Genomic DNA, 11,717 nt, shown 5'->3' with positions numbered 1-11,717 from the left:
TTTCGTGACGGCCGGCATTTGGGCTCAGGAGGCGCGTATCATCGGGGCGGTTCCATCCACCCTCAGGAGGCAGACATGGCCGCGAAGCGCATCCTCATGCTCGTCGGGGATTTCGGCGAGGACTACGAAATCATGGTGCCCTTCCAGGCCCTGCTGGCCGTGGGGCACACGGTCCACGCGGTCTGCCCCGACAAGCAGGCGGGCGATTACGTCGCCACGGCCATCCATGACTTCGAGGGGCACCAGACCTACTCCGAAAAGCCCGGTCATCGCTTCACCCTCAACGCCAGCTTCGCCGACATCAAGGCCGAGGACTATGACGCCCTGGTGATCCCCGGCGGCCGGGCGCCGGAGTATCTGCGCCTCAACCCCAGGGTGCTGGAGCTGGTGCGCCATTTCTTCACCGTAAAAAAGCCCGTGGCGGCCATCTGCCACGGCGCCCAGCTGCTGGCGGCGGCGGGCGTGCTGGAGGGCCGCACCTGCTCGGCCTATCCCGCCTGCCGCGCTGAAGTGGAAGTGGCCCATGGCAAGTACGCGGAGATCGCCATCGATGGCGCGGTCACCGATGGCAACCTGGTGACCGCGCCCGCCTGGCCCGCCCACCCGGCCTGGATCGCGCAGTTCCTGCAGGTGCTGGGCACGCGCATCACCCTCTGATTTCCCTCCCACCGGTTGCTGCGAGCCCGTCCCAGTGATAGCCTGCTTCATCTTGGGAAGGGCTCGCATGACTTGTCGGATGTGTTGTCGCTGATGCCGTCGGGGGGCCTGAGGCCCTCTGGATGTCAGCTTTCACACCGTGCATGAGCTTCAGGACGAGACCCCATGTCGAATGACTTCGCCTTTTTCAAATTCCAAGCGCTCGGGAATGACTACATCGTCATCGACCCCACGCGGACCGTCTTCGACCCCACGCCCAAGCTCGTCCAGTCGCTCTGTGACCGCCATCGCGGCATCGGCTCCGACGGCATCCTCCTGGGACCCTTCCCCGTTCCCGGCGATGCCGAGGCCTTTGGCCTGCGCGTCTTCAATCCGGACGGCAGCGAATCCGAGAAGAGCGGCAACGGCCTGCGCATCTTCGCCCGCTACCTCCTGGAAGCGGGGCACGTGAAGAGGGAGCGCTGCCGCATCAAGACCACCGGCGGCCTCGCTGAGATCTCGTACCTGGCGGCGGATGGAAGCAAGGTGCAGGTGGACATGGGCAAACCCAGCTTCCTGGCCGGAGACATCCCCTTCACGGCGATTCCGCCCCAGCAGGAAGTGATCGAGACGCCCCTCTTCCTCCCCTCGGGCCCGGTGACCATCACGGCCCTCAGCGTCGGGAACCCCCACTGCGTGGTGTTCCCCGGGATCGTGTCACCCGCGGAGGCCCAGCGCCTCGGGCCCCGCATCGAGAAACACCCCGATTTCCCCAATCGGGTGAATGTGCAATTCGTCGAGGTGCTCGACCGCAAGCGCATCCGCCTCGAAATCTGGGAACGGGGCGCGGGCTACACCTTGGCCTCCGGCAGCAGCAGCTGTGCCGCCGCGGCGGCCAGCCGACGCCTGGGCCTGGTGGACGACCAACTCCAGGTGCTCATGCCTGGCGGCGCCATCGACATCGTTTTCACGGAGCAGGGACGCATCCTCATGACCGGCCCCGTGCTGTCGGTTTATGAAGGCCGCCTCAACGCAGGCTGGGTGCCATGACGCAGCCGACGCCGGACGCCGAGCGCATCGCCCAATGGACCCTCCAGCTCTGCCAGGTGGATTCCACCACCGGGCACGAAGCCCGCATGATCCCCCTGCTCACCGGGATGTTCCGCAACCTTGGTGCCCGCCTGCAGTGGCAGAGCGTCGAAGGCGGCCGCTGCAACCTGCTGGCCACCTGGGGTCAGCCGCGACTGCTCTTCACCACCCACCTCGACACGGTGCCCCCCTACCTTCCGCCCCGGCTGGAGGGCGGCCGTCTCTGGGGCCGCGGCACCTGCGACGCCAAAGGCATCCTGGCCACCATGATGGAAACCATCCGCCTGCTGCTGGCGGAAGGCCGCCGCGACCTGGCCTTTCTGGGCGTGGTGGGCGAAGAAACCGACAGCCTCGGCGCCCGCATCGCCCTGGATCTGAAGGCCAACCTGCCGAACCTGCAGGGCGTCATCAACGGCGAGCCCACCGGCAACATCCTGGCCACGGGCCAACGGGGATCTGCCCACCTCTGCCTGCGCTGCCGCGGCAAAGCCGCCCACAGCGGCACGCCGGAGGAAGGCATCAACGCCGCCTTCCCCATGTTCGATTGGATCGGCGAGCTGCGGCGCCTGCCGGAACGCCTCGACCCCATCCTCGGGCCCGAGGTCTGGAACCTGGGCACCCTGCAAGCGGGCCGCGCCATCAACGTGGTGCCCGATGAAGCCGAGGCGCGTCTCTTTGCGCGCACCGTGGCCGGCAGCACCTTCGTGCAGGACGTGCTGAGGCTGCGGCCTGAGCTGGGCGAGGTGGACGTGCTCTTCGAGAAGGGCCCCGAGGTGTTTCCCCGCCTGGAGGGCTTTCCCATGGCGCCGGTTCCCTTCGGCTCCGATGCGCACACCCTGAGAAACCTGGTGCGCGATCGCTTCGTGGTGATGACCGGGCCCGGTTCCATCCGGGTGGCCCACACCGAAGGCGAGTTCCTCGACCTGGCGGATGCCGTGGCGGGAGCCCAGCAGTACCTGGACCTGGCGCGGACCATCCTGGATCGCCCCCAGGGCCAGGATTACACCATCTGAGGCATTGAATTTCCTTGGCAGCTCAATGGATCCATCGGATACTGGAAGGGCAGCAGGATCTTTGTCAGTTTCATCACGCGATATCCAGAAAGGTGGAGGGACGGGCCCTATGAAACCTTGGCAACCTGCGAAAGCAAGGTGCCAATTCCTGCCGCAAGTCATTGCGGAGAGATGCTGAAGTGTCATGGACTGACATGAGAAGGGGCCCGAGAGATCGGGCCCCTTCTCTTTTTGGATCGCCATGAAACGATGAGGATCCTCCATTTTTGGAGGCTCTGATGAGCGAGCAGTTCCTAGACACCAACGTGCCGGGCAATCCCGCCTACCACTTCACCATCCAGCCGCCGGTGCGGGAGGGCAACGCCGGGTGGATCCATCGGCCCGAGCTGGTGCCCGATGCCGCCGTGTCCACCCAGTGCGTGCACGCGGGCGTGCAGCCCGATCCGGCCTACGGCGCCGTGATGCCGCCGCTCTACCTGTCATCGACCTTCGCCTTCAAGGACATCTGCACCAACGCGGGCTACGACTACACCCGCAGCGGCAACCCCACCCGCGCGGCGCTGGAGGAGGCCATCGCGTTGCTGGAAGGCGGCCAAGGCGCCACCTGCACCAGCACCGGCATGAGCGCCATCCTGGTGGCCCTGAACCTGCTGGAGCACGGCAGCCACCTCATCGCCACCGTGGATTGCTACGGTGGCACCTTCCGCCTGCTGGAGCACGCCAAGAAGTTCTACGGCCTGGAGGTCACCTACCTGAACCTGGCCGACCTCGAGGCCCTGAAGGCCGCCATCCGGCCCAACACCCGCATGATCTGGGTGGAGACGCCCTCCAACCCCCTGCTGCGGCTGACGGACATCGCCGCGGTGACGGAGATCGGCCACCGCCAACCCAACTGCCTGGTGGCCGTGGACAACACCTTCCTCTCGCCCTACCTGCAGCGGCCCTTCGATCTGGGCGCCGACCTGGTCATCCACTCCACCACGAAGTATCTCAACGGCCACAGCGACGTGGTGGGAGGCGTGGTGGTGGCCGGCCCTGGCCGCCAGCCCCTCGCCCAGCAGATCCAGAGCGTCAACAACCTGCTGGGCACCTCCCAGTCGCCTCACGACTGCTTCCTGGTGCTGCGGGGCCTGAAGACGCTGCCCCTGCGCATGCGGCAGCACGAGGCCACGGCCCAGGTGCTGGCCGAATACCTGGCGGCCCATCCCGCCGTGGGCAAAGTGCACTTCCCGGGCCTGCCCAGCCATCCCCAGCACGAGCTGGCCAAGCGCCAGCAGCGGGGCTTCGGCGCCATGCTCAGCTTCGAGCTGAAGGAGGGCGGCAGCGAGCGCCTGAACCACGTGCTGCGGCGGCTGCGCTGGTTCACCCTGGCCGAAAGTCTGGGCGGCGTGGAATCCCTGGTGGCGCATCCCGCCTCCATGACCCACGCCTCCATGACGCCGGAAGCCCGCAAGAACGCAGGCATCAGCGACGGCCTCATCCGCCTCTCCATTGGCCTGGAGGACGTGCAGGATCTGCGTGCGGATCTGGCGCAGGCCCTGAGTTAGGTCCGGAATGAAAACCAGCAACAAAGAACGCAAAAGACACAGAGAAAAGTCAACGATCCACGCCTGACCGCTCTGCGTTGTTTGTGTTCTTTGTGGCCAATTCGCCGTTGGTTTGTCTGCTGAAAACCGTTGGCCGTTACTTGATGCTGATCAGTTCCACATCAAAGATCAGGTTGGCGTTGGGCGGGATGTCTCCGCCCGCGCCCCTCGCGCCGTAGCCCAGGGGTGCCGGGATGTAGAGGGTGCGCTTGCCGCCGACCTTCATGCTGATGACGCCCTCGTCCCAACCCTTGATCACGCGGCCCACACCGATGGGAATGGGCAGGGGCTCGCCGCGATCCACGGAACTGTCGAACTTCTTGCCGCGCTCGCCCTTGCCGTTGTCCAGCCAGCCGGTGTAGTGGACCAGGCACTTCTGCCCTTTCTGAGGCGTGTCACCGGTGCCCACCACCGTGTCCACGTATTTCAGTCCAGAGGGGGTCGTGATCATGTCGGGTCCCTTCGGTGCGGGCTCGGCCGCCTTCTTGGAAGTCTTTTTCTTGGAAGCCTGCTTCGCGCCAGGGACAGGCTGCGGGCCATCGGCGCCTACAAGCGGAAGACTCGCGATCAGAATGGCCAGGCCCAGGGCTCTTCGCTGCATGTCTCACCTCGGAACGGATTCAGCTCCCATTGTGCAGGTGTATTTGAGCGATGTTGTGATTTTGCCTGCGACTTCTTTTCGGTACTGCCCGATGCTTTCCCCCTGGGCGTGTGCCGCCAGGGCCGCTGCATCCTCGTACAGCTCGAAGAGCACCAGCTTGCAGGGGTCTTCTGAAGGAACCATCACTTCAAATTGAAGGGTGCCGGGTTCATCTCGCAGGCAGCGCGCCCGGTGGTCGATGAGGGCCCGGAGGATGGCCTCTTTCGACTCCGCCTCAAATCCGATGGTCGCCACGAGACTGATCCTGCCCATGTTGCCTCCCTTGGCCCTACCCGAAAAAAAGCCCCGCATGCGCGGGGCGTTCTTTTGGCTCCGGAGGAGGGATTTGAACCCCCGACCTAGTGATTAACAGTCACCCGCTCTGACCCCTGAGCTACTCCGGAAGGGCGAAGGTCCATTCTACCGGATGGCGCGGAGGATTCAAGCGGGAGGCTCTCACACCTGTGATCCCCGTCGCCCCACCCATGCGGCCCTCAGGCCCGCTGCAGCTCCATGAGGATCTGCCGCGCGGAGGCCTTGAGGGTTTCGATGACGCCGGTGCCCTTGTTGGCCACGGCTTCGATCATCGGTTCGCTGCGGAAACGGAGGAGGCGTTCCATTTCACCCACGGTCGCCGCGGAGGGCATGTCCCGCTTATTCAACTGCAGAACGTAGGGAATGGAACGGATGTCGAAACCGTTCTCCTTGAGGTTGGTGGCCAGGTTCGCAATGGATTCGATGTTGGCTTCCATGCGCGCCTTCTGACTATCGGCCACGAAGATGATGCCGTCGCAGCCACGCAGGATCAGCTTCCGGCTGGCGTCGTAGAAGACCTGCCCAGGCACGGTGTAGAGGTGGAAGCGGACCTTGAAGCCCTTGACGGTGCCCATATCCAGCGGCAGGAAGTCGAAGAACAGGGTGCGGTCGGTTTCCGTGGCGAGGCTGACGAGCTTGCCCCGCTTGTCGGGGTTGGCCTGCTCGTAGATCCACTGGATGTTCGTGGTCTTGCCGCAAAGACCCGGACCGTAATAGACGATCTTGCAGTTGATCTCGCGGGACGCGTAGTTGATGAAGGTCATGGCGCGCCCTGTGGCTCAATCGCCGAAGAGGCGGTCGATGTCTTCGTCGGTGATCTCCGAGAAGGGGCTCTCGAAGCGGCTGCCTGCGTCAGATTCTTTCTGCGCGCGCTGTTCCACCTGATCGAAGATCTCCTGGAGTTCCTTGCTGGCCTTCTTCACTCGGAGCCGCACCAGCGCGAGGCTGGAGTTCTGGTCGAATATCACCACCAGGATGCCGCGCTTGCCCACGATGGAGATGTGCAGGTTGTCCTTCTCGCCTTCATGGAAGAGCAGGCTGAATTCCTTCTCGCCGATGAGCTTCGCCAGCCCATCCGTGGCGGCCACGTTACCCGCCGTGAGCGAGGCCAGGCTGGTGGCATCGATGCTCTTTACATCTCCGGCGGCTGCAATCTGCTGACCGTTCTTGTCCACCAGGAAAACCACCTTGGCGGAAGCGTCCTTTTCCAAGCGGCCAATGATCTCCTGGAGGAGCTTGTACTCCTCCTCAAACAACATGAGATCAAGCTTCGCCACGACCGCCTCCGGGAGGACTCAATGCTGGAGGATACCGCACTTTTCAGTAGGCACCGGAGCCCGTGCGGCCCTGGACCACGGCCACGGAGGCGGATAGGCCCAACCGCGTGGCCCCGGCCAAGACCATCTGCAGGGCAACCTCATAGGTCCGGATGCCGCCAGAGGCTTTCACCCCCATGGAGGAACCCGCGATGCGGCGCATGAGCGCCACGTCCGCCTCGGTGGCCCCGCCGGTGGAGAAACCCGTGGATGTTTTCACGAAATCCAGGCCGACCTCCGCCGCCAATTCACAGACACGGCGCTTCTCGGCATCGTCAAGAAGGCAGGTTTCCAGAATCACCTTGAGCGTGGCCGGAGCCGGAACGGCAGCCCGCAGGCCTTCCATGTCCCTGCGAACCGCATCCCAATCCCCGGCCTTGGCGCAGCCCACGGCCAGCACCATGTCCACTTCCTGGGCACCTTCTTTCAGGGCCAGCTCAGCTTCCAGGGCTTTGGCCCGAAAGGCCATGGCACCGAGGGGGAAGCCCACCACGGTGCAGGTACGCACGGAGCTCCCCTTGAGCAGGGAGGCCGCCAGGGGCACCCAGAGGGGGTTCACGCACACCGAGGCAAATCCATGGGCGAGGGCCTCGGAACACAGGACCTCCACCTGGGACCCCTTGGCGTCCGCCTTGAGAAGGGTGTGGTCGATAAGGGGGGACAAATCCCAGGGACCCTCGGTCGGGGCGATCTGGGCAAGGGCGCGGTGATGGAGGCCGTGGGCATCCCGGAAGAGGCCATAGCCCTCGGTACACCCCAGCAGCTGGGTCACACCCTCCTTGGGGGATTGGGGAGCCCGGGTGCGGATCTCCGAGGTGAGGTCAAGCAGTGGATCGATCATGGTTCCATCATGGCCGCGCTGGGGTTGCACGAAAAGGCAGACACGAAAAAGCGGGCCGAAGCCCGCTTTTTCTGAATCCACGAAGCCGACTACTTCTTGGCTTCTTCCTTCTTCTCGGCCTTCTCAGCCTTGGCAGCCTTCTTCGCCTTCTTGGCCTTCTTCTCGGCCTTGGGGGCAGCTTCGGCCTTCTTTTCTTCGGCGGTCAGGGCCTTCTTGGCCTCTTCCTTCTTCTCGGCCTTTTCAGCCTTGGCAGCCTTCTTCGCCTTCTTGGCCTTCTTCTCGGCCTTGGGGGCAGCTTCAGCCTTCTTCTCTTCGGCGGTCAGGGCCTTCTTGGCCTCTTCCTTCTTGGGCTCGGCCTTCTCAGCCTTGGCAGCCTTCTTCGCCTTCTTGGCCTTCTTCTCGGCCTTGGGGGCAGCTTCAGCCTTCTTCTCTTCGGCGGTCAGGGCCTTCTTGGCCTCTTCCTTCTTGGGCTCAGCCTTCTTCTCGGCCTTCTTCTCGGCCTTCTTCTCGACCTTCTTCTCTTCCTTCTTGGGCTCGGCCTTCTTCTCCTCGGCGGTCAGGGCCTTCTTGGCCTCTTCCTTCTTGGGCTCGGCCTTCTTCTCAGCCTTCTTCTCGGCCTTCTTCTCGACCTTGGGGGCCTCGGGCTTCTTGGCTTCGTCGGCGAAGACGGGGCTGATCAGAGCGGCGGCGACGAGCAGCGCAGCAAGCTTCTTCATGGGGGTTCTCCCTGGGGTGATCCGGCACGGCCGGAAGTGCAGGTCATTAAGCAGGCTTTGGGCCAAATTTTAAATATTGAAATAAATATATTTAAATTAATTCGACTTCTCAAACAAGCGTTGCGTTCTGCAACTTGTGGCAGCCTGCGACGAATTGCCCCCTCGCGGGTCTCCTAATCACCGTCGTGGAAACCATAGCGCTTGAGCTTGCGATAGAGCGTGGTCCGGTCCACTTCGAGGATTTCCGCGATGCGCTGTTTTTCTTTGTGGCGACCAATCAGCACCTGGATGTACCGACGCTCCAGCTCATCCAGCGAAGGCCAATCCTCGATCAGGGCCGGAAGGTCATCCCCGGCTTCGGGTCGGCGCAGGGCCTTCTTGAGCACGTCCGCCTGGATTTTGGTCGGCAGATCATCCACGGTGATCTCCAGGCCCCGACTGAGCTGGGTCAGGTTCTCCACCACATTGCTCAGCTCCCGCACGTTGCCCGGCCAGGAGTAGGCTTCGAGCACCCGCCGGGCCTCGGGGTGCAGCTGGTAGCTCTGGCCATCCTTCTGCCCGAACTCCGAAAGGAAATGATCCAGCAGGGCCGGTATGTCCTCCCGGCGCTCCCGCAGGGATGGCACGGCCAGTTCCACCACACCCAAACGGTAGTAGAGGTCCTCCCGGAAGGTGCCCGCCTTGACCATCACCTGCAGATCGCGGTTCGTGGCGGCGATGACGCGGGAATCCACCTTGATGGTCTTGTTGCCGCCCACCCGGCGGATTTCCTGCTCCTGCAGCACCCGCAGCAGGCGCACCTGGAAACTCGGGCTGGTTTCCCCGATTTCGTCGAGGAAGATGGTGCCGCCGGAGGCCTCTTCGAAGAGGCCGGGTTTCTCGCCGATGGCGCCGGTGAAGGAGCCCTTCACGTGCCCGAAAAGTTCGGATTCCAGCAGCGTCTCCGTGAGGGCGCCGCAGTTCACGGCCACGAACGCCCGGTCGCGGCGGTCGCTGGAAAGGTGGATGCTGCGAGCCACCAGCTCCTTGCCCGTGCCGCTCTCCCCGGTGATGAGCACCGTGGCGCGACTGTTCTGAAGGCTGGCAATGGTCTTGTAGACCGCCATCATCTTCGGGCTGGAGCCGATCATCAGGCTCCGCTTCCCCTTGGGTGAGGCGCTCTGGGCGGCGCCATGCCCGGCGGATTGGCGCCGTGCCAGAGCCCGTGTCACCAGGGCCTTCAGCTCCTCGTTGTTCCAGGGCTTGCTCAGGAAGTCGAAGGCGCCTTCACGCACGGCCTCGATGGCCGTCTCGAGCGTGCCGAACCCGGACAGCAGGATGGTGTCGACACCCAGGGGTTTGGCCTCGCGCAGCAGATCCAGGCCGTCCTTCTTCGCCTCCAGATTGATGTCCGAGAGCAGCAGATCGAAAGCTTCCTTGTGGAGCAGATCAATGGCCTTGTCCGGGTGGGTGGCCTTGGTGACTTCCAAACCCATCCCTCCCAGCAGCTCCTCCAGGAACTCGCAGGTCTCCTTGCTGTCATCCACCACCAGAACACGGGCCATGGGTCCCCCTCATCTGAAGGTATCCCAAACCGCGACCATCAGGCGTATGCTCTGGGGCAACCATCACGGAGAATTCCCATGCGAACGCTTTTGGCAACAGCCCTTGCCCTTGTTTTCTACAGCGCCACCCTGCTTGCTGGCGATCTCAGCATCACCATGTCAGGCACCGGCAAGGGCCATGAGGGTGAGCAGACCCAGTACTGGTCTTCCAAATTCATGCGGACCAATCACGGCGCCAGCCAGATCGACTCCATGGTGGATTTCGAGAAGGGCGTGTCGTACACCATCAACCACAAGAAGAAGCTCATCCAGCAGATCAGCTGGGACGACCTCGAAGCCTCCCTGGAGGCCATGGCAGACAAGATGAAGGATCTGCCCCTCTTCGCCCAGAAGATGATGGGCGGCGGGGACAACACCGTCACCGCCGAACCGCAAGGGACCGAAACCATCCTTGGCCGCACCTGTAAAAAGTGGAAGATCACCATGGGCAAGATGGTTCTCGAGACCAGCAACGATCCCAGCCTCAAACCGCCCACGCCCCAGGGTTCCTACAAGCGCTTCCTCCGGCTCCAGAACGCCCTGGGCCAGATGGGCCCCGGCGCCTCCTCTGCGCTGAAGGTGGGGGAGGAACTCGCCAAAGTGCAGGGCCTCGCGCTGAGGACCCACACAGTCCTGCCCATCGTGGGCGATTTCACAACCGTGGCCACCGCGATCAAGGAAGGCCCCATCCCCGCTTCCACCTTCGACCTTCCGGCCGACTACAAGGTGGAAGACACGGGGAAGAAGATGCGGGAGAGCATGGCCAAAGGCCGCTGAGACCCGGGAATCAAGCACTACCCTGTCATTTCACCTAGACTGGTTGGGGCCCTTCGGGGCCCCTTCCCTTGGATTCCCCATGAGCGCCCAACCTTCCTTCGATGATGGCCTCGACCGGCTGGAGTCGCTGGTGCAGCAACTCGAATCCGGCAACCTCAGCCTGGAGGAGGCCCTGGCCCGCTTTGAAGAGGGCGTGCAACTGAGCCAGGCCCTTCAGAAACAGCTGGCCGAAGCCCAGCGACGGGTGGAAGTCCTCAAGGCCGGCCTGGGCGGCGAGTACCGCGCCGAGCCCCTGGATGATGCCAAGGGGTCCCGATGAGCGATTCCTCCGCGCAGGTCAAGGCCGACCTGGACCGGCTCATTCCGGTGCTGGATGTTGCGCTCACCACGCCGTTTCAGCAGGGTGAAGCCCAACGGCTGGGCGAGGCCATGCGCTACAGCCTGGAGGCCGGCGGCAAGCGCGTGCGACCCGTGCTTTGCCTTCTGGCCTGCGAAGCCGTGGGCGGGACCGTGGCCCAGGCCCTGCCGGGCGCCCTGGCCCTGGAATATGTCCACACCTATTCGCTGATCCATGACGACCTGCCCGCCATGGACGATGACGACCTCCGGCGCGGCCGCCCCACCAATCACAAAGTCTACGGCGAAGGGCACGCCATCCTGGCCGGCGATGGACTGTTGACCGAGGCCTTCGCCGTGCTGGCCTCGGCGGATCTGGATCCAGCCCGCAGGGCCGAGGCGCTGTCCCTGCTGGCCGAAGGCGCCGGTTGGCGCGGCATGGCCGGTGGCCAGGCCCTCGACCTGGAAGGGGAGAAGCTCGCCACCTATGACCTGGCACACCTGCAGCTCATCCACCGCCTGAAGACCGGCGCCCTGCTGCGGACATCCCTCGAGATCGGCGCCGTACTGGGCGGTGCCAGCCCCGCCGAGCGGGCGGCCCTGCGGGCCTACGGCGAGGCCATCGGCCTGGCCTTCCAGATCCAGGACGACATCCTGGATGCCACCGCCACCGACGCTGAACTGGGCAAACGCGCCGGAAAGGATGCGGGCAGGGGTAAGATCACCTACCCCTCCCTCCTGGGCCTGGAAGGCGCCCGCAAAGCCCTGAGTGAAGCCACCGAGACTGCCCTATGTCATCTAGCATCCCTTCCCAACCGGAATTCCTTGGCAGCCTGGGCTCACTACCTGGCCCAGCGGGCCAAGTAGGT

14 protein-coding genes, 1 tRNA gene and 1 riboswitch are annotated in these 11,717 nt (G+C 64.1%); of the genes, 7 read left to right on the top strand and 8 right to left on the bottom strand.

Annotation, left to right across the window (positions count from 1 at the left end):
- Positions 1-75 precede the first annotated feature (75 nt).
- The 4 genes from Q9293_RS02135 (at position 76) to Q9293_RS02120 (ending at position 4,285) form a co-directional block, all read left to right on the top strand.
- Positions 76-657 carry a DJ-1/PfpI family protein gene (locus Q9293_RS02135; protein WP_306249552.1) on the top strand — a complete coding sequence of 194 codons (582 nt, stop codon included), beginning with the start codon at positions 76-78 and terminating at the stop codon, positions 655-657.
- 165 nt (positions 658-822) lie between these two features.
- Positions 823-1,686, top strand: coding sequence for a diaminopimelate epimerase (dapF, locus tag Q9293_RS02130; RefSeq protein WP_306249549.1), 864 nt, complete (start codon positions 823-825; stop codon positions 1,684-1,686).
- Positions 1,683-2,738, top strand: a complete 1,056-nt coding sequence (locus Q9293_RS02125; protein WP_306249547.1) for a M20 family metallopeptidase — start codon at positions 1,683-1,685, stop codon at positions 2,736-2,738. Before dapF ends, Q9293_RS02125 begins: the two co-directional genes overlap by 4 nt.
- Positions 2,739-2,815: 77 nt before the next feature.
- Positions 2,816-2,916: riboswitch (SAM riboswitch) on the top strand.
- A gap of 100 nt (positions 2,917-3,016) precedes the next feature.
- Positions 3,017-4,285, top strand: a complete 1,269-nt coding sequence (locus Q9293_RS02120) for a PLP-dependent aspartate aminotransferase family protein (protein WP_306249545.1) — start codon at positions 3,017-3,019, stop codon at positions 4,283-4,285.
- A 136-nt stretch (positions 4,286-4,421) separates the two neighbouring features.
- Here the strand turns inward: Q9293_RS02120 and Q9293_RS02115 are convergent, their stop codons facing one another.
- From Q9293_RS02115 to Q9293_RS02080, 8 genes are all read right to left on the bottom strand, one after another.
- On the bottom strand, positions 4,422-4,925 hold the full coding sequence (locus Q9293_RS02115) for an FKBP-type peptidyl-prolyl cis-trans isomerase (RefSeq protein WP_306249543.1): 504 nt from the start codon (positions 4,923-4,925) through the stop codon (positions 4,422-4,424).
- A 3-nt stretch (positions 4,926-4,928) separates the two neighbouring features.
- A complete protein-coding gene (locus Q9293_RS02110) occupies positions 4,929-5,237 on the bottom strand; it encodes a putative quinol monooxygenase (protein WP_306249541.1) in 309 nt (102 codons plus the stop codon).
- Positions 5,238-5,292: 55 nt separating this feature from the next.
- Positions 5,293-5,368, bottom strand: a tRNA-Asn gene (locus tag Q9293_RS02105).
- 90 nt (positions 5,369-5,458) lie between these two features.
- Positions 5,459-6,043: an ATP/GTP-binding protein gene (locus Q9293_RS02100; RefSeq protein WP_306249539.1), complete on the bottom strand. Its 585-nt coding sequence runs from the start codon at positions 6,041-6,043 to the stop codon at positions 5,459-5,461.
- Positions 6,044-6,058: 15 nt separating this feature from the next.
- Positions 6,059-6,556: a roadblock/LC7 domain-containing protein gene (locus Q9293_RS02095; RefSeq protein ID WP_285578021.1), complete on the bottom strand. Its 498-nt coding sequence runs from the start codon at positions 6,554-6,556 to the stop codon at positions 6,059-6,061.
- Between the two features lie 43 nt (positions 6,557-6,599).
- Positions 6,600-7,436 (bottom strand): deoxyribose-phosphate aldolase, encoded by an 837-nt coding sequence (gene deoC, locus Q9293_RS02090; protein ID WP_306249535.1) that lies wholly within the window; start codon positions 7,434-7,436, stop codon positions 6,600-6,602.
- An 89-nt stretch (positions 7,437-7,525) separates the two neighbouring features.
- The gene (locus tag Q9293_RS02085; protein ID WP_306249534.1) at positions 7,526-8,152 is read right to left on the bottom strand and encodes a hypothetical protein; all 627 of its coding nucleotides are present in this window, start codon (positions 8,150-8,152) and stop codon (positions 7,526-7,528) included.
- 173 nt (positions 8,153-8,325) lie between these two features.
- Positions 8,326-9,696 carry a sigma-54 dependent transcriptional regulator gene (locus Q9293_RS02080; protein WP_306249532.1) on the bottom strand — a complete coding sequence of 457 codons (1,371 nt, stop codon included), beginning with the start codon at positions 9,694-9,696 and terminating at the stop codon, positions 8,326-8,328.
- A 78-nt stretch (positions 9,697-9,774) separates the two neighbouring features.
- Here Q9293_RS02080 and Q9293_RS02075 point away from each other — a divergent pair, with 78 nt between their 5' ends.
- The 3 genes from Q9293_RS02075 to Q9293_RS02065 all read left to right on the top strand — a co-directional run bounded on the left by Q9293_RS02075 (position 9,775) and on the right by Q9293_RS02065 (position 11,715).
- A complete protein-coding gene (locus Q9293_RS02075; protein WP_306249530.1) occupies positions 9,775-10,512 on the top strand; it encodes a DUF4412 domain-containing protein in 738 nt (245 codons plus the stop codon).
- Between the two features lie 79 nt (positions 10,513-10,591).
- Positions 10,592-10,831: an exodeoxyribonuclease VII small subunit gene (gene xseB / locus Q9293_RS02070; protein WP_306249528.1), complete on the top strand. Its 240-nt coding sequence runs from the start codon at positions 10,592-10,594 to the stop codon at positions 10,829-10,831.
- Complete coding sequence (locus Q9293_RS02065; protein WP_306249526.1) at positions 10,828-11,715, top strand: polyprenyl synthetase family protein; 888 nt, start codon at positions 10,828-10,830, stop codon at positions 11,713-11,715. Before xseB ends, Q9293_RS02065 begins: the two co-directional genes overlap by 4 nt.
- The last annotated feature ends 2 nt before the right edge of the window (positions 11,716-11,717 follow it).

This window comes from Geothrix sp. PMB-07 (genome assembly GCF_030758935.1).
Taxonomy (GTDB): Bacteria; Acidobacteriota; Holophagae; order Holophagales; family Holophagaceae; genus Geothrix.
The sequence above is the reverse complement of the archived record's forward strand: the minus strand, read 5'-3'. Positions and strand labels throughout refer to the sequence as shown.